Consider the following 17,967-nt stretch of genomic DNA (forward strand, 5'->3'; position numbering starts at 1 on the left):
TAATAGATCAAAATCATCCAGCGTTTAGAAAACTGCGCTTGGGTTGTCTAGACTGTCAGAACCCTCAAGAGTAATGCCTTCAAGGTTCAAAGCACGAATCACTTCTTCAGTCGTACGTGTTTGGCCGACAAGAGAATCGACAAACTTTTGTACCAATGCATTACCTGCGGTGTTGTTCATCGCGATCAGCACGTCAAAGGTTTGACCTTGTTTCGCTGCGTCCACCATGGCTTGGCCGGCAAATTCAGTGACTTGCAAGTCTGCTTTCATTTCTGCATCCAGCGCCGGGTTCTTAGCTGACACCAATGCCGATAAAGAAGGGCCTTTTACCCAGCTACCGTCAACACGTTGGTATTCACCTAGGTAAACGTTCTTAATGCCTTTGGCATCGTAGTAATGAGACCAGTGCGTGTTGTCAGAGAAGCAATCGTGTTCCTCTTCTGGGTCATGCAGCATTAAGCCAAGCTTAGTGCGCTCACCGCCAAGTTCACCGTAAGCCAAGCTACCCATCCCCGTTAGCATGGTGCTTAGACCTTGTTCTGGAGATTGTTCAAGCAGTGCGGTACGAGCATCACCACCCACTTTCCAGGCATCGGCCATAAACTTAAGGTCAGACACTAATAGTGCGGTAACGGCTGTTAAGTATTCACGGCGACGGTCACAGTGGCCGTTTGAACAGTTATTTACATCGTAGTCCGTTGCTGGACGCTTGCCTGCACCTGGGTTAGTGCCGTTTAGATCTTGGCCCCATAGTAGGAATTCGATGGCGTGGTAACCACTGGCCACGTTTGCGTCAATACCGTCGGCTTCGTGTAGGAAGTCAGAAATCAGCTCAGGGGTAATAGTGCTTGCATCCACTGTTTGGCCACCCACTTTGATAGTGGTATTGGCGATCACATTTGCTGTGTACAGTGGGTTAATGTCTGATTCAGAACCGTACTGGGAAGTCGAAACGTAGTCGATCAAGCCTTCATCTAGTGGCCATGCGTTGACTTTACCTTCCCAGTCGTCAACAAAAGCGTTACCGAAACGGAACACTTCCGTTTGTTGATATGGAGCGCGGGCTGCAATCCAAGCATCTTTCGCCACTTGAAGGTTTGCTTCCGTTGGCTGAGCTAGAAATACGTCAATGCTGTTTTGTAGGGCTAAAGCAGTTGTGTATGAATCACCATAAGCGGCTTCAGCAATGTTGGCATACTGATCAACAACCGAGCTTGGTGTCAGTGCCACAGCATCATTTGATTTAACAGACTGTGTACCGCATGCAGTCAGTAGACCAGCTGCTACAAGCGCTGCGATTGGGGTCAATACTTTTTTCATTTGTTACTGCTCCATATGCAAATTGTGTCCACATTCTAGTTAAAATGAAAATGATTATCAATGGTGCTTTTTGCCTCAACGCGTCAGTTGATTGATTTAGCGCAAAAAGTGATAGCGCTCTCGAAAATAAGGCTAGGCAAGAGAATACAAGCCTTCTAGAGAGTTACTCACAGGTTACACCGAATTGACTCAGTGAATCTGTGGACAAGGGATATTGACAACTCGAATCGCGGAAGTGGTCATTCGACTCCCAGGAAATCGACACGGATTCAGGCGTGCTTTGTTTATAACTTGGAATAAAGCGGTACGAGGCTAACACTTCCACTTCGCTGTTTGGACCTAACTCAATGGAATGGCCAATCAAACGCTGACGAGTGGCTGGGTCATACAGAGTGTAATCAGTAGTGTATTCTCGGTTACCGTTTGCGTGCTCAAAATACAACCAAATCTTTCGGTAAGTGACCGCAACATTACTCGGATTCTTTAATGTGAACTTAGTAAAAATCTGCTGTGGTACGGAAAGTGACTGACTGGCTTTAACAAAGCCTTGATCAGAAGAGTGACTTTGCCAAGGTGTGTAGCCACCAAACGAGATAGTGGCTAGCTCGATTTTTGCGTCTGCGATCGTTTTATTAGCATAAGAAAGTAGGTCTTTAGCCGGAGCGTACATGGCAACTACAATGGCTGCTAGAGCGAAAAATTGTGTTTTGCCGCGTAAGAAGTGGATGAAAGCGTTCATAAAATCACCTTTGCTGTATGGATATACAGTACTGTATATAAAAACAGTTTAGTGGCGCAAGTCTTTTGTTGACGATTTCTTGAACAAATATCGAAATTGATGCAAAGCGAAGCTTTGAAAGAAAATCTAAAAAAACGCTTGCTTTAAAAAAGTCCGCTGATTTATAAGGAAAAAACTGGAATGCCCACAGTCTTTTTCACGGTTTCTGTGGAAATAAGCTGGAATGCCTTTTGCTGTATGGGATTGCACATTGTGGGCATATTTTTCGCCACTTAGGTATAATGCGCCCCTGACTATACAGGGGTAATAATGGAAAATTTCGACGTTGTAATCATTGGCGCAGGCGCTTCTGGCTTATTTTGTGCCGCACAGGCTGGCTACCGAGGCCGCAAGGTGTTGGTATTGGATCATGCCAACAAAGCCGGCAAAAAGATCCTCATGTCTGGGGGCGGTCGTTGTAACTTCACCAATCTAGATGCCGCACCGAAACATTTCCTCTCGGCGAATCCGCATTTTTGTATTTCTGCGTTGAAACGCTATACCCCAAATGACTTTGTTGAGCTAGTCGATCGACATGGATTGGAATACGTCGAAAAAGCACCTGGACAATACTTTTGTGAGCATTCTGCCAAAGATTTGCTCAATATCTTATTAACGGAGTGTGAGTGGTCCGGCTCTGAAATTCGTTTGGATACCAGTATCAAAGCCATCGATAAACTTGAGCAAGGCTTCAAGCTCATGACAACCAGCGGTGAGATCCAATGTGACTCCTTGGTCGTTGCGACGGGGGGATTGTCTATTCCCACATTAGGTGCCAGTGGTTTTGGTTACCAAATCGCAGAGCAATTTGGTTTAACAGTACTGCCTCGTCGTGCGAGCTTGGTGCCTATTACCATCCAGCCTGCTATGAAAGAAAAGTTATCCACACTCTCTGGTGTCAGTGTGGATATTGAAGCAACCGCTAATGGTGTTAGTTTTAAAGAGCCGATGCTGTTTACTCACCGAGGTATCAGCGGTCCTGCGATCCTGCAGATCAGCAACTTCTGGCAACCAGGTGACGAGCTTCAGCTCAACTTACTCCCTGATATCCATCCAGAAGAACACTTTAAGGCATTGCGTCAGGACAAACCGAAACGCGCACTAGAAACCGAGCTAAACACTTTACTGCCTAAACGCCTAGTTGAAGTGATCAAACAAGATCTGCCCTGGATGACCAAACCCATGGCAGAGCTTTCTAATGATCAACTCAGTGAGCTGATTCAATATCTCACCCACTTTGACGTACAGCCAAATGGTACCGAAGGCTACCGCACCGCCGAAGTGACCCTTGGTGGCATTGATACCAACGAAGTCAGCTCGAAAACCTTCGAGTGCAATAGCGTCAAAGGTCTCTACTTTATCGGTGAAGTGCTAGACGTAACCGGTTGGCTCGGGGGCTACAACTTCCAGTTTGCCTGGTCGTCAGGATTCGCCGCAGGGCAGTTTGTGTAATTGGATTCAAACAATTAAACCGTATACTTTGTAATTAACCTTAAACTTTTGGTGAAAAAACCAGGAATTGCACCGTAAACTTTTTCAAGGCCAAAAATTGATTAAAAGCCTCTATCCCTTACTGGATGGGGGCTTTCGTGTTTTTAACACTAATTTCTTAGAAACAAGAAATTAAATCGTATACTTTTAATGAGTGCACAGGATTAGTGCGTGGAGAGTTACTTCCGCGACCTTTGATCGTTACGCTATAGGCCCTTGGTAGATTCTTCTTATATAAGGTTTATAACCGCTACGGCATTGTAGGGAAGTTTGAATCTACCAGCCTTTTCTATATACAAGTCTGATCTGAAAATTGTATATCTTTGATTTTATATTCTAAAAATTAATTTCAGTATGGATAAATCAATTATCTTCAGTGGTAGTTAGATTTGCCTTTCTTAGTTCCGCGCTTGCTTCAGCTAATGGCTGTTTAAAGGCATTTTCCAACTTAATCATATTACTCACCAACCAATTGATCATATCTGGCCAATTTTCGCGGTTGTAACCATCGACGTCTTTTTGAAATTGAATTCGAGAAGATTTCTTTTGATCTAAGCGTTGCCAGATTAACTGATGACCAAAGTTGCTTTCGATAGCTTCTTTGTTGCTTAACAAAGCGTCAAAAACGAATTTATTCTCTTGTGCGTTAGATCGCATCATCTCAATCTGTACTCTGATTTCTTTCATTCCAAAGATCAAAGTATATGGGCAAGAACTTAGTCCGGAGCCTGCACTAATCCAGTGATCCTTACTCCCACTAATGTTATTAAATAGGGCACAAGGACTGGCTTTCATTGCTTCTAACACTTTTTCCCAGAAATCTAATCGTATGGTATGACGACTTTTAAGCTCAGCTTCAGTGTTTTTCTCATCAGCTTCTTTTTCGCTCATCCCAATCATCATTTCTTTGGCTTCTGGTGTAGGAATAATTTGTTCAACATTAATGAATAGCGCCGAATCCATTGCATAAGGTGTCACTTTCATACACTGAACCTGAACGCCATGATTGAGTAGCCAAAGCACAGTGCTGGTAACTTCTTTCCTAAAATTTGCTGCAATAAGTATTAATCGCTGGCTTATTCCTGAATTTAACACAATCTCACTTAGGTCTGGTGTATCTAAAAACTCGCATAGAAGGTTCGATGCATTACCTCCATTGCAGTAACGATTTAGATAACCTTGGTAAATATCAATAATTTGTGCCTTCTTCAGACTTGAACAATATGAGGCGTATTTCAAAGCCTGCCACATGACGTCTCTTCCAGAGTCATCAAGTTTGTTTTCAATGATGACAAGGTTGCCTTCCTTGTCTAGTGCCAGAAGATCTAAACGTTCTCGTGTGTCTTCAAAGCCATCAAACTCTTTCTGAATGATTAACAGCTCTTCGCCAAGAGCATCTGGTTGATGTGCTAGCCACTCTTGTAAATGATCTCGCTCACGAAAGCCGAGCTCACTAAAACGCTTGGTCTCTAAGCGAGTAATACGATTAGAATCAGTATCAATTTTAAACATATCAACAGTCCTTATGTCATTGATGACTCGCAAGGAGTATTCCAAGTACTTGCATCACGGCTATCAAAGAATTTATCGCTACTCGTGTGGCAGACTCTTTCTACGATATCTTTGGATTTAGAAAGAAGCTGAAAGCAAAGTTGAATTTCATCTTTAATTACATTAACTAGCGTGTCAAATGGTACATCTTGGAAGCCATTCGCTCCTTCAGGCAAGTTTATCTTTTTAGATATCGAGTAATAGTTAGATTGAGCAGATCTAGGCTTGTTCAACCTCCATCCATGAACATTGTTGATACCATCAATCACTCTGAAAATCGATTCGATCATCTCTTGAAGGTTTCTCCTAAATTCTGGAGATTTATCTCTCCATTTACCTTCTTCATCTAAACCATTTTCAAATTGGACCTTGATGCTCCTTCCCTGGATTTGTATCCCCGTATCGATTTTTAGTCCATTGAAATCGATGAATGGGCATTGAGATGGATTCTTAAAGTCTAAAAGTGCATTACCTCTAGACTCAGCAATGATGCAATGAGCACATTCAATTGCCACTTTTTCTTTCATTTTAAAGAAGAAGGCTTTTTGTAGAATAGTCTCTAAGCCATTTTCTGAAATGTACTGAGCTACATTAGAAAGCGAACGAGTTTTCTCATGCTTTTTCTTGTAACCATCAGAGAAGACACTTGGGAATGCTTGGTGGTTACTTAAAAATTGATTTTTTGAGTCAACGAGCTCTTTCAGGTTAGCTCGATAGTCTAAAATGATTTGATCTTCAGTTGAGATACTTTCTATTCCTCTCAATAGGTCATCATATGAAGATGCTATCCAATCACTCTCGGATGGCTCCTCATTGGCATAACTAAGGAAGACCTTGATGGTCTTCTTGTCGGGGAATTCTGTCTGAAGAGTATTGGAATAATTATCTAACTGATTGCTGTGCTCTGATATTTTTATCTTGTTCTCAATAGCAATGACGACGTCTTCGTAGTCAAGCAGAATGTCAATGTTGTAGTACTCAACATGAACAGCATTAAGTTGCCCTTTAACGTCAGACTTTACTAGACAAGAGATCAACAGATTCTTTTCATGGCTGGTAAATGCCGTGTTAAAGTCAGAGAGAAGCCACGCAATCGCAGATGAGTGAACTTTTTCAATCGATGATCTTTGAATGAAAGAGAAGAAATTCATTAAACGTCCCTATTTGAAGAATCTAACTGTTAGATCAATAATGGCATGTTGATGCGGCAAAATATGTCGCACTAGACGTGTCTCTTGTACTGCTACCTTTTAATAGCAAATTGATGAAAGAATTAAAAGTTGTAGCAGGTAAACTATGCATGGATTATCTGCACCTTTATGGTGCGGAGTAGTTGTCAAAAGTTAACGGTTTAATTTGTATGATTTATGAATAGTTGTAGCCTGTGAAGAAAAGTTAACGGCGCAATTTAAAATTGATCAAAAAATGATCTCACAAGGGCGCGCTCGTAGGGCAAGAAAGTTAACGGTCTAATTTCTTGCACCCAATTGGAAACAAACAATTAAACCGTATACTTTGTAATTAACCTTAAACTTTTGGCGAAAAAACTAGGAATTGCACCTTAAACTTTTCTAAGGCCAAAAATTGCTAAAAAGCCTCTATCCCTTACTGGATGGGGGCTTTCGTGTTTTTAAAGCTAATTTCTTAGAAACATGAAATTAAACCGTATGCTTTTTGAACTGCACAAAATTAGTGCGGTTGTAGCTGATTGAATCGCCACAAGTTCATTAGACGTTGATGAAAGGCACTTGCAGTACCAAGGCCTTTCATCAGATGTTCAGAATAGCTTAATTCTTAGGTAGTCTATCAACTGGCTCTTGCTTCTCGATCACAGGGCCATTGGTTGTTACTTTCACTTCATCTCTAAAACGATTGACCGCAGTCTGTGGTGTCATGCCCCATAGCTTCACAAACACTTTGTACATGATGACTAAGAAAACCAGTGGAATAATCACTGTCTTGAGAACAAACAGCGCGATCAAGTTTAAGAAGTGATCCATCGATTGGTTTAGTGAACTCACGAAACCTGTGACTTTCTTTTTCGCCGCCATGGTGATTTGGGTGAAGCCACTTTTAATCGCTTCAATAGTGCTGATTTCTCCATTTAATCGGTCTTGTAAGTCAGCAATATCCTCATTGAGGTCTTCTAGGTTTTCTTCTGATTCTTCTAGGTCATCTTGAATTCGTTCAAGTTGTGAAAGTAGAACGCCACGTTGCGCTTCTAAAGTTTTTTGCTCTTCAGTGTCCGCTTCAAAGATTGTGCTAAAGCTTGAACGCCCTTTATTTAACTCTGCTAGCTTCAAGTTAATACCATCAACCTGCTTCTGTTTGTCATCTTCATCCAGCATTAGACTGTGTTGTTGCTGTTCTAGTAGCTGGTACTTGGTCTGACTTGTCTGAAGTTCAACTACCATCTGTTCCTTTATTTCACTTGTCAGATCGATGGCTTCGTCCAGTTGATCGGGTGAAATTGGGAATGCTTCTAATGTGGCGTTTTCGCGCTGCACAACGTCATCTATGAATGCGCTGTCTACCCAGCTACTTGCTACCGCAACGGCTGCAATCGAAAACTTGCAAATAACGGCGAATAGAAAGGTCTTGTAGGTTATAAGTCGGAAGTTGGTAAAAGCATATTTTGTAAATAGGAAAGCGACACCTGAAAGCGTTAGGAAGATCTTGAAATGAATGGTTTGCAAAATCTCTACTAAGAACTTTTGAATCAGTAGAGAAGAAATTGCGTACTTCATGACAGACGAAAAGTCTTCAACTAGGTCATTAAGCGGGTCTAACAGCTCACCAATCTGTATTGAGCCAATAACAGGAACGTTGAGTGTAATCGTTGAGAGAACTGAGACCGTCGCATTGAACAGTTTAGCTATCCCAAAAGAAGCGCCTGCTGATACCAATGATGAGTTTATGTAGGCTTCAGCATATCGATCAATAAAGCCAATCCAAGCAAATAGGATCAAAGCGAGCATAAGAACAATGTCTTTGTTCTTATCGAAAAAGTTAGTCATTAGAACTGCATCCTGTTGTTTAAAGAAGCGCCTTTAACGGCTAAGAATACGATTGATAGTTAGAACCCGTCACCCAGATTAGCACTTGCCGGATAGCCAGAATGCTTCAATTGGAAACATGCTCTATCGAGGGAAAATCATACTAAATATCGGTGACAAAATATGACGCAAAGGAATCCTTATATTCTATAAAGCAAACAGGCGCATCCCAATGGGATGCGCCTGTTTATTTTAGGAGAGCCTAGATTAAGCGAAGGCTCGCTCAAAAAAGCGAGTTACTGTCTTGGCTTCAGCGCTAGCTTGCCTTGTTCAATGGTTAGGTTCAGTGGCACGCTGGACAATAGCTGTACGGCATTGTTGCTGGTATCCAGTGTGTACACTGGGTTGGAAGCTAGGTAGCCGTTGATCAGCATCATCACTTCATTGCTTAGGGGGGCGATGTTGCCTTTGTAGCCGCCGGCATCAATGGTGCTATCCAGTAGTGCTAGTGAATGTACGAAAATCGCTTTTTTCTCGCTGTCGTAATATGGCGTCCCTTCAAGCTTTAGGTTCAATTTTGCTGGGTAGTTGAAGCCAAAAACACCGATGCTAGCGGTGGCTAGGGTACCTAGTTGCACCACGTCTCGACCATCTGGACCGATATCCACAGTAATATCATCGACCGCTAATGTGAGCGGAATAGCACCTAATTTGGCATCTGTTTGTAACTCTCCAAGCTTGCGGTCTAACGCTTGCTCTAATTCGGCGTTTGAGACGGTGTAAGTGGACAATTGTGACAAGGTCGCACAGCCACTGAGAAGGAGGGTAAAACAAACGGTAAAGAAAGCTTTCATAACGGGCTCACAATGTCTTAATAAAACACTAGTTTAGCGTGCCTTGGCGGAGTATGTAAAAACTCAAATGTGCTTTGCACGTGTTCTTTAAAAGATGTTTACACGAGCATATAAACTTTCTGAATTTAGATATATTGATTTGGTTATCTTGTCCTTTTTATGTTTGTCTTTGTTTTGAAAGTGGCAAAAAGTTGCATTTGTGTTTGATCGAGAGTTTGAGAAAGATAAAGTGCGAATACTTTGTGGTAGGTTACTGCATCTGAAAAATTTGAATGGTCAGTTTCACTGCTAAGGAGTCGCTAAGGTGAATTTACGTTCTGGTGTTGCGGTTTTGGGTATGTTGCTAGGTGCGACGAGTCTGCCAACGTTTGCGGCCACATTTGAAGTGCCTCGCAACTTTGAAATCATGTATGTGGATCTTCAGGATCCTGGCCGCTTTGGCGGTGATTTTAAAACTAACGTTGAGCCAGGTGAGCACCAATTTGTGGTCCGCTTTAATCAACGTGTTGGTGGCGGTGGTAACGCGGAGCAATTCCAATCAGAGCCTTACATCATCGATGTGAATCTTGCTGAGGATGCTGAAGTGGTTTTGAAGGCACCTTACTTCTTCCGTAAGGATGATGCGGCTGCCTTTGCTAAGAAACCTGAGTTTACCTTAGTCAATCAAGGCGCTGAGTTCGATTACGAACTACGTGAGTTACCTCGTGAGCCTGGCATGCAGATCTTGCGTGACTACAAGAGAGAAGTACGTGACTTTACGGCAACTTACAAAAAGCCAGCGGTTGATAGCCCTGTTCCTGCCGCAGCAAGCGTTGCTGCCACAGAAGAATTGGAAATGTTGAAGTTCTGGTACAACAAAGCCGATGCAACGACTCGTAAAGACATTCGCATTTGGATGGTGGATCAATCACATCAACCACAGGCGTCGACGACCGCTTATGAAATGCTTGGTTTCTGGTTCCAAAAGGCATCTGCTGAAGATCAAAAAGCCTTCCAAATCTGGCTTTTAAACGAATAAGCGTCTAACTTTTTAGCGTTGAAAGCCGACTTTATCCGTCGGCTTTTTTGTCGGTGTGATTCGAGCTTAGGCGAGAGCAGAGCAGCTTGATTAATGAATCTGGCACACAAGTCTATTCAGATTTAACGACTAATTTTATGTTGCTGTTTGCTTTAGAATGAATTTTTTACTCAAGATAGAGGTAGTAAGCCGTGGAATATACAGCACTAAATAACAACCTTGAGATGCCTATGGCAGGCTTCGGTGTGTTTAAAGTTACTGACAAAGAAGAATGTAAACAGTCAGTTGTTAGTGCCATTCGTGCAGGTTACCGTCTAATTGATACGGCTGCAGTGTATGGCAATGAAGACGCAGTGGGTGATGCCGTGCGTGAAGCTATCGCTGAAGGCCTTTGTACTCGTGAAGAGCTGTTTATTACGTCAAAGCTTTGGGTACAAGACATGGAAAGTTACGATACGGCTAAAGCTGGTATCGAAGCATCATTAGAGCGATCTGGACTAGAGTACTTTGATCTGTATTTATTGCACCAAGCAATGGGCGATTACTTCAGCGCTTGGCGAGCACTAGAAGATGCTTACGAAGCGGGCAAACTGAAGGCTATTGGGGTGTCGAACTTCTACGCACACGTGTTGACCAACTTCTGTGAAACGGTTCGTATCACTCCAATGGTGAACCAAATTGAACTGCACCCATACCTAGCGCAAACCGATGCTCTGAAGACAATGCAGCATTACAAGGTGCAGCCAGAAGCATGGGCGCCACTAGGTGGTGGTCGTCACAAGCCATATGAAAATGAAATGCTACAAGGCATTGCCGCAGCACATGGAAAATCCGTTGCTCAGGTGATCCTGCGTTGGAATGTTCAGCGCGGTGTAACCGTGATTCCGAAATCGGTTCGTGCCGAGCGTATCGAAGAAAACTTCGCGATTTGGGACTTCGCGCTAAGCGATGCTGAAATGGAGCAAATCACCTCGCTGGATCTTGGCTACGTAGGTGAAGCGGTTAAGCACTTTGACCCAGACTTTGTTCGCGGTTGTTTAAGTGTGAAGATTCACGACTAAACCTAATTCAATAATCCCCATGTTGGTGCAGACTAGCATGGGGAATTTTTATGTTTAGCGTAAATGCGTTGAGCCGCTAGTGGTTTACGTATAAGTGTATAATTGCCCGCTGATTAATTGTCTCAACGTCCATAAATTGATCTGCTGCGGTCAAAACTCCGCCCTTCATAACCGCTTTCTGGTACTCCTCTAAACTTAATATCAAACAATCTTCGTTCTCTGCCATAATTTCAAAAGTTGTCGTAAATAAGTTATAGGGCGGCATAGATAACCTAAGTACAGTGACTAAAGTGGCAAAGCCCTTTATACCAATCTGATCTTCAAGCTCACTCAAGGTATAGTGCGTTATCTGTGGATTGCTGCGAACGATAATAGCAATGTCTGCCCATGAACTTCCTAAAGGGTAGAGGGTGTCATCGATGAGTTGAGCCAGCCTTTTTTGTGTGTGTTTTATATGTTTGCTGTACATACATTCAAGTCCTTTGAGCATATATGTAAACGTAGACCAATTAGTCAGATTATTCGCTAAGCTGCGATCATAAAATGATACTGTTTTGTTACTAAAACGGCCTTGATGCATGAATAATGTGTTTATCTGTAATCTTTCTATAACGTCAATGTGCTGTAGCGTTAAGCTATAAAATCTATTTATTAGTAAGAGGGAATTTAATGACGGAGCAGGATTTGGAAAATCGTGTAATCGGTGCTTTGGTGGGCTTAGCCTGTGGCGATGCGGTGGGAACTACGCTGGAATTTAAAGCACGAGGTAGCTTTACTCCCATTATCGATATGGTGGGCGGTGGACCATTTCGCCTTGAAAAAGGAGAATGGACCGACGACACCTCCATGGCGCTTTGCTTGGGCTTTAGTCTCTTGGAGCAAAAGGGCTTTGATGCACAGGATCAAATGGCGCGTTACCTTCGTTGGCGTCAAGAGGGCTATTTAAGCAGTAATGGTATCTGCTTCGATGTGGGCGTGACGGTCTCTAATGCGTTGCTGAATTATGAAGAAACCCTCGAGCCGTTTAGTGGTTTAGAAGATGAAAGTTATTCCGGCAATGGTTCGATTATGCGTCTAGCCCCAGTAGCGATTTATTATGCTCATGATCTGTCACGTTGTATCGAGTTGGCAGGGGAGAGTTCTCGAACTACCCACGGATCACCACTTTGTATCGATGCCTGTAAGTTGTTCGCAGAGTTGCTGGTGCGTGCTTTTACCGCGCAATCAAAAACTGAGATTTTTACCGGATTAAGCGATCGATTGTATCGCGAAGAATATCGGCCACTGTTAGAGGGTTCATTTATTGACTTGGATGAGACGCAAATTAAAGGCTCAGGCTTTGTGGTGGAGTCTTTGATCGCTGCCATGTGGTGCTTTTATCATGCTTCAAGCTATCGTGAAGCAGTACTCATGGCCGCGAATTTGGGCGACGATGCGGACACCACCGCGGCGATTTGTGGCCAGATTGCGGGCGCTTTTTACGGTCTTGATGGCATTCCAGAGGATTGGCATCGCTCTATCTCTATGGATTTTGAAATTAAGCATCTGGCTCGTCAATTATATCGTCAAGGACCGCACGCCATCGCCTAGCGATGGTTGCTCACATTTTTGCAATCTTCACCTGCTACAACCGACTTCAAAGGGATTACTTCGGAGTCGGTATGACACGCTCAGTTCTATTAGATGTGCTACGAATTGTGGCCATTAGTCTGGTTTTTATCGCCCATTTTGGTCAGGTGCTTGGCCACTGGACGGGGGATTTTTTTGGTCTAAAGAATTTCTATTATGTGAGTTTGGGTGGCGTCGGGGTCAGTATGTTTCTTGTGTTGTCGGGACTCTTGGCCGGCATCACAGATTTGCCTAAACGTACTGCATACCTATCTTATCTATTGAAAAAAGTAATTCGGATTTATCCACTGTATTGGCTGTCGCTTCCGCTTGTGATGATTGCTTATTTGCTCGAAGGTCTCATGATCGATGGTGATTGGCGTAACCTGTTTCCGAATGGCTTCATAACAGACAGCATTGGCAGTTTAACTGGTTTTTATCCTTGGTTCGGGCTTTGGGGCGGGCCATACAACCCACCCAGCTGGTTTATTGCTCTGATCATTCCTCTCTATGCGCTGTTCCCTTTGATGGCTTATTGCCTACGTCGTTGGAGTCAAGCCACGCTGTTAACTCTGCTGTTGATCAGTCTTATTAGTCGTTGGTATGTGGGGCAATATGGAGTGCCGTTTGTACCAAGTAATTGGTTAGACGACGTCGAAGGTTGGGCTTATCGTTTATATGGCTTTATGCCGGGTAGGCCCGGAGATTGGTTTATCTTGTGCCGAGTGTTTGAATTTGGCTTGGGTATTTGGCTGGCTTTGAAATTAAAGCCGACGACATGGTCATTGCTGAATGGTTTGCCTCAATTCCTTAAAGCTCCCATTGCTAGGTTAAGTGATTTGTCTTTTGCACTGTTTCTAATTCATGTGCCCTTGTTGTTTTTGCTGACATGGTTGATGGATTTTGGGGTAAATGTCGTGATCTCCGTGATTCTTGTACTATTTGTGTGTTTTGGGTTGGCTCACTTGCTGCAGTGTTTGGACCAAAAAATCCCGCGTAAACAGTGGTTTTCTAGAGCTTCCTAAGCGCTATAAGCAGGAGGCTTATGCTAATAATTGATAGTTCTTTCACAAATTTGGATAACCTACTTTTCAAAACAAGCATTAGACTTTAATTGTTTAGTCCATAAACAAAATGTCTAAGGGAATAACTCTCTATCCTTGGTTACATAACAATAATTATACTTTGGGGGTTGATATGACAATTTGTCTAACTGCTTGTGATCATGAGATCAGCGGTATTTCAGCACAATCTGTGTCCAGCTTTTTGATGAGTAAGCGTTTTGGAGAACACGAACTCATTCAAAAATCCTCTTACTTTTCTAAGGCTGGCATTAAATTTAAAAGCTTCGGTGAGTTATCGATTTCAGAACACAGCTTTGGCTGTGAGGTGCAGATGCAAACACCGATGATGTCGGATATTTACCATTTGCAGGTCTTGCTCAGTGGCGAAAGTCTGGTGCAATGTCATGGTAAGTCACAGCATCTAGTGGCGGGTGATGCGTTGATCGTATCTCCAAATTCTGCTTTGGTGAGTGATTACAGTGCCGACTGCCGCAAGCTGATCATTCGTATTCCAGTGCATTTTATGATGCAAACTGCGCGCGAGTTTGGCTATCGCATTTCAAAAGACAGTATTGTGTTTGCTTTTGAAAAACAGCCTTTGCCAACGACGGGCTCATTTATCAGTTTGCTGAATGATATTTTGCAACAGCCACAGGGTGGTTTGTGTGAACGCGGTTTAATGTACTACAGCAAACTGTTGGCCAATGCTATTTTTGGTACCTTTGCGAGCAACTTGAATCAAGCCAGTGCAGTGCAAACCAGTCAACATAGATTGATTGAACGTATCCGTGAGTATGTGTTAAGCCACATTACGCAGGATATCAGTATCGATCACTTAGCTGAGATTTGTCAGATCAGTCGAAAATCGCTTTACAACTTATGCGATCGTGAACTCGGTATGACGCCATCTGCGTATGTGCGTTGTTTGAAGCTTGAAAGTGTTCATTCAGAACTCAGTCATAATGAAAGAATTCGTAATGTCACGGAAGTAGCGTTGAAATATGGCTTTACAAATCTAGGTCGGTTTTCGGCTCAGTATCGTGAGCACATTGGTGAATTGCCTTCGCAAACATTACGCAGTATTGCTTGTTAAAAAAATTTGTCTTTAAAAACAAATAACCCAAGCAAAGGGGAGCCTGGGTTATTTGAAGTCGCTAGCTAAATAAGTGAATCAGAACATTAGAACTTGTACATCGCCATCAGTTCTAGCTGCTGACCCGCAGGGCGGATAGAGCTACCTTGTGATGAAGGTGGACGGTTCGCAGCGTTCTGATCACGAATCTCAAAACCTAACTCAACATTTGGCATGTAAGTGTAGATCATGTTAAACGCTGTTTGTTTTAGCGTATCTTCTGATAGAGAAGACTCATCCGCTTTCACTTGGCCGTAACGTAGGTTAGCGCGAAGTGTGTCAGAGAATTTATGTCCGATACCCGCACTGAAACCTGTTGTGGTGATCAAGTCGCCGTTGGCGTTAACTTCCATTTGTCCGTCAAGTCCACGTGAGCCGTTGTAACCCCAACCTGCGTAGATTGCCGCGCCTTCACCCGTGAAACCACTTAGGCTAACGGATGTGTCGCCAAATTTCAGTTTTGTTGCTAGAGAGATTGCTACACCGTATTCAGATTCATCGTCAGAAGATACTGTAGGCGTTGTATCCACTTCACGGCCTGTTAACGCAACGTTAAATGCGTGGCCACCTTCCGTGCGAATTGTGTATTGACCCACTAGATCTGGAGAATCTGCGTTGCTGTAAAGCGGGTCTTGCATCGTTAGGCGTAGACCGTCTTTAACGTAATGAACCACTAGATCAGGACGAATTGGTGCACCGTTACCTGCGATGGTACCGATACCAAGTCCCCAGAAGTTAATGAGTTCTGTATCAAATGGACCGTTAGCAAAGAATTGACCGTTCCATGTTTGACCGACAGTTAGGTTGTCGATGTTGATGTAAGCGTGACGAAGACGCCAAGCATAACTACTATCAGATGCAGTGTTGTTGTCCCAGAAGTCGCCTTCAATGAAGCCACGTACTTTATGGCCATCAACCATGCTAGATGTAGAAAGATTGAAACGAGATTGACGAACACTCCCTTCTAACGAGTTTTCCCCTGCATCAGGTTGATCGTAGATGGCTTCCGCTTTTAGGTAGCCCCCTACACTAAATGTTGTGCCATTGAATTCGCCTAAATCTACAGCGAAGATTTGCGACGAAAGACCTGCGGCCAATACTGCCAACGCTACTTTTGTTTTCATCATACTTTACAGCCTTCGTTATTATCATTGTTAATAAGGTGTAATAACTATGGCAAAGCTGTGTAAATCCGAATATTCAAATAGTGTAATCTTTGTACATTGTGCAAATAAAAAGACCCTTGTGGTGAGCAAGGGTCTTTTGCAGAGCGGAACATATATAAGAGAAGGCCAGTATCAGGGCTTAAAATTAAGACTGGCTTAACGGTACAAATAAAATTTATGCCAAGCACTGTGAAACTTATCGAAATCATAAAGTAGATCAATTTTTGTGCGGCTGTAACATATTGTCATCATTAGCTGAGGTATAACGTCCTTATTCACTAAAGCGTCAACTAAGAGCCTGTTTAGGTCAGTAGAGGAGGTTGGTTATGTCTATCCATTCAGAAGTGTTTGCTGGTAACGATATTCGCGTTGCAGAGTTGCAAGAAGGGCGTTATTTCAATAAGGCTGATCTGTTGCGTGTATCAGGTCAGGCCCCAAAGCACGAGTCAGAGCATCAATACTTAGATATTTTAGAAGCATCTAAGCTGATCGGCTTTGATAAAGAGAGTCTGCTTGAAGCCATGCAGCTTTGGGCACCGCATTTATGCCCAAAACACATGGTAGAAGTACACTGATAGCAATCGGTGTACTTAGGGATCCTAAAAGCGCATTAATCAATGCGCTTTTTTTGCAATGAAGCAATGGTTAAAACCAAGGTCACCATCATCACACTGCCGGTTAATGGCATATTGGCGCTGACGCCAAATTGATCAATAAAGGTGCCGCTTAACGCCGCTCCGATAATGGCCGCCACTTGTAGCGCTGCGGAATATAGGCCACCAGCCGCTTCGGCGGCATCGGGCAGTGCTTTGGTAATCCAGGTCGACCAAATAATTGGGAGTACAGCGCCAAAAAAGCCCCAGCAAGCAATTAAGAAATACGCCAATGGATGCAGGCTTTGTCCCAACAAAAGGGCGAAGGCAACCACTACCATCGTCAAGGGCATACCGACCAAAATTTGTTTCAGCGCTTTTTGCGCGAGGAAGCCCGCGAAAGTCGCACCAATAAAGCTGGCGACACCGAACAATACCCATGACATAGAAATCTGTTCAATGTTTAAACCTAAGTAAAGTTCCATGTAGGGGCGCATGTAAATGTACAGCATCTGATTGCCAGTGAAGCTTAATAGCATGGCAATAAACGCCAGTGGCACACCTGGGCGTTTCAGAATTTTACCCATACCGTCATGATGCGCTTCACGTTGGCTTTTAACAGATGGCAGGGTAAAGACTTGCAATACCAGAATGGCAATTGAGATGACCCCCACGGCATTAAATACCAAACGCCAGCCAACTTGCTCTCCAAAATAGCTACCTAATGGTGCCGCCGCGACCAGCGCCAAAGACACGCCAGAAAAGATAAATGAAAATGCTGGGCCAACACGCTCAGCCGGAACTAATTTCATGGTGACGGCGGCTAAGATGGCCCAGAAGCCACCCACCGCTAGGCCTAGCATGACCCGTGCTAGCAATAGCATCCAAAAGGACTGCGCTTGGGCGGTGAGAAAACAGGATAAAACCAATAAAAGGCTAAAGCCTAGGATTAAGTGGCGGCGATCCACTTTGATCAAAAGTGACGGTAAGATCAGCCCCGACAGCATGGCCACACCTGCGGTGGTGGATATCATCTGTCCCGCGATCCCCATGGAAATATTCAGTTCTTGAGCCATTTGCGTTAGCAAACTCACTGGCAAAAGTTCCGCTGAAATCAGAGCCGCGACCCCTAGCATCATGGCTAGAATGGCCCACCAGTTAGACGAAGTGGGGCTAGATTCAGCTTGCTCGATAAAAGCTTGGGAAGTACTCATAATTAATTAACTCTTAGACATCCATTTAATGACAGGGAGGAAGGCATCTTGCCCAGTTGGCACTAGTATAGGTTTTATACTGGGCGGTTCACTTGCCCAATCCTTTTCAATGTTTGTCCTA

Annotated in this window: 16 protein-coding genes; 7 read left to right on the top strand and 9 right to left on the bottom strand. The window is 43.5% G+C overall.

Annotation, left to right across the window (positions count from 1 at the left end; all coding sequences use genetic code 11):
- Positions 1 to 24 precede the first annotated feature (24 nt).
- Positions 25 to 1,320: an imelysin family protein gene (locus ACOSVP_RS03395; protein ID WP_487346081.1), complete on the bottom strand. Its 1,296-nt coding sequence runs from the start codon at positions 1,318 to 1,320 to the stop codon at positions 25 to 27.
- A 163-nt stretch (positions 1,321 to 1,483) separates the two neighbouring features.
- Positions 1,484 to 2,059, bottom strand: coding sequence for a hypothetical protein (locus tag ACOSVP_RS03400; protein WP_487346082.1), 576 nt, complete (start codon positions 2,057 to 2,059; stop codon positions 1,484 to 1,486).
- Positions 2,060 to 2,368: 309 nt separating this feature from the next.
- On the opposite strand from ACOSVP_RS03400, the gene ACOSVP_RS03405 reads away from it, so the two are divergent.
- Positions 2,369 to 3,550 carry a BaiN/RdsA family NAD(P)/FAD-dependent oxidoreductase gene (locus ACOSVP_RS03405; RefSeq protein WP_487346083.1) on the top strand — a complete coding sequence of 394 codons (1,182 nt, stop codon included), beginning with the start codon at positions 2,369 to 2,371 and terminating at the stop codon, positions 3,548 to 3,550.
- Positions 3,551 to 3,952: 402 nt separating this feature from the next.
- Here the strand turns inward: ACOSVP_RS03405 and ACOSVP_RS03410 are convergent, their stop codons facing one another.
- From ACOSVP_RS03410 to ACOSVP_RS03425, 4 genes are all read right to left on the bottom strand, one after another.
- The gene (locus ACOSVP_RS03410) at positions 3,953 to 5,101 is read right to left on the bottom strand and encodes a DUF4268 domain-containing protein (protein WP_487346084.1); all 1,149 of its coding nucleotides are present in this window, start codon (positions 5,099 to 5,101) and stop codon (positions 3,953 to 3,955) included.
- Between the two features lie 11 nt (positions 5,102 to 5,112).
- A complete protein-coding gene (locus tag ACOSVP_RS03415; protein ID WP_487346085.1) occupies positions 5,113 to 6,291 on the bottom strand; it encodes a PD-(D/E)XK nuclease family protein in 1,179 nt (392 codons plus the stop codon).
- Between the two features lie 636 nt (positions 6,292 to 6,927).
- Complete coding sequence (locus tag ACOSVP_RS03420) at positions 6,928 to 8,157, bottom strand: hypothetical protein (protein WP_487346086.1); 1,230 nt, start codon at positions 8,155 to 8,157, stop codon at positions 6,928 to 6,930.
- A 275-nt stretch (positions 8,158 to 8,432) separates the two neighbouring features.
- Complete coding sequence (locus ACOSVP_RS03425) at positions 8,433 to 8,990, bottom strand: YceB family lipoprotein (protein ID WP_487346087.1); 558 nt, start codon at positions 8,988 to 8,990, stop codon at positions 8,433 to 8,435.
- A 304-nt stretch (positions 8,991 to 9,294) separates the two neighbouring features.
- Here ACOSVP_RS03425 and ACOSVP_RS03430 point away from each other — a divergent pair, with 304 nt between their 5' ends.
- Together ACOSVP_RS03430 and ACOSVP_RS03435 are read left to right on the top strand one after the other, a co-directional pair.
- Positions 9,295 to 10,008: a YccT family protein gene (locus ACOSVP_RS03430; protein ID WP_487346088.1), complete on the top strand. Its 714-nt coding sequence runs from the start codon at positions 9,295 to 9,297 to the stop codon at positions 10,006 to 10,008.
- A 191-nt stretch (positions 10,009 to 10,199) separates the two neighbouring features.
- The gene (locus ACOSVP_RS03435; RefSeq protein ID WP_487346089.1) at positions 10,200 to 11,069 is read left to right on the top strand and encodes an aldo/keto reductase; all 870 of its coding nucleotides are present in this window, start codon (positions 10,200 to 10,202) and stop codon (positions 11,067 to 11,069) included.
- Positions 11,070 to 11,145: 76 nt separating this feature from the next.
- On the opposite strand, the gene ACOSVP_RS03440 is transcribed toward ACOSVP_RS03435, so the two are convergent.
- On the bottom strand, positions 11,146 to 11,538 hold the full coding sequence (locus ACOSVP_RS03440; protein ID WP_487346090.1) for a hypothetical protein: 393 nt from the start codon (positions 11,536 to 11,538) through the stop codon (positions 11,146 to 11,148).
- Positions 11,539 to 11,738: 200 nt separating this feature from the next.
- Between ACOSVP_RS03440 and ACOSVP_RS03445 the strand changes: the two genes are divergently transcribed.
- The 3 genes from ACOSVP_RS03445 to ACOSVP_RS03455 all read left to right on the top strand — a co-directional run bounded on the left by ACOSVP_RS03445 (position 11,739) and on the right by ACOSVP_RS03455 (position 14,834).
- Entirely contained in the window at positions 11,739 to 12,659 is a 921-nt protein-coding gene (locus ACOSVP_RS03445) for an ADP-ribosylglycohydrolase family protein (protein WP_487346091.1), read from the top strand.
- Positions 12,660 to 12,730: 71 nt separating this feature from the next.
- On the top strand, positions 12,731 to 13,702 hold the full coding sequence (locus ACOSVP_RS03450) for an acyltransferase family protein (RefSeq protein ID WP_487346092.1): 972 nt from the start codon (positions 12,731 to 12,733) through the stop codon (positions 13,700 to 13,702).
- A 172-nt stretch (positions 13,703 to 13,874) separates the two neighbouring features.
- Positions 13,875 to 14,834, top strand: a complete 960-nt coding sequence (locus ACOSVP_RS03455) for an AraC family transcriptional regulator (protein WP_487346093.1) — start codon at positions 13,875 to 13,877, stop codon at positions 14,832 to 14,834.
- Between the two features lie 86 nt (positions 14,835 to 14,920).
- Here ACOSVP_RS03455 and ACOSVP_RS03460 read toward each other — a convergent pair whose 3' ends face one another.
- Positions 14,921 to 16,000: a hypothetical protein gene (locus ACOSVP_RS03460; RefSeq protein ID WP_487346094.1), complete on the bottom strand. Its 1,080-nt coding sequence runs from the start codon at positions 15,998 to 16,000 to the stop codon at positions 14,921 to 14,923.
- Between the two features lie 365 nt (positions 16,001 to 16,365).
- Here ACOSVP_RS03460 and ACOSVP_RS03465 point away from each other — a divergent pair, with 365 nt between their 5' ends.
- The gene (locus tag ACOSVP_RS03465) at positions 16,366 to 16,614 is read left to right on the top strand and encodes a hypothetical protein (RefSeq protein ID WP_487346095.1); all 249 of its coding nucleotides are present in this window, start codon (positions 16,366 to 16,368) and stop codon (positions 16,612 to 16,614) included.
- Positions 16,615 to 16,649: 35 nt separating this feature from the next.
- Here the strand turns inward: ACOSVP_RS03465 and ACOSVP_RS03470 are convergent, their stop codons facing one another.
- On the bottom strand, positions 16,650 to 17,846 hold the full coding sequence (locus tag ACOSVP_RS03470; RefSeq protein WP_487346096.1) for an MFS transporter: 1,197 nt from the start codon (positions 17,844 to 17,846) through the stop codon (positions 16,650 to 16,652).
- Between the last annotated feature and the right edge of the window lie 121 nt (positions 17,847 to 17,967).

The sequence above is a fragment of the Marinomonas sp. HM11-D genome (assembly GCF_057626615.1).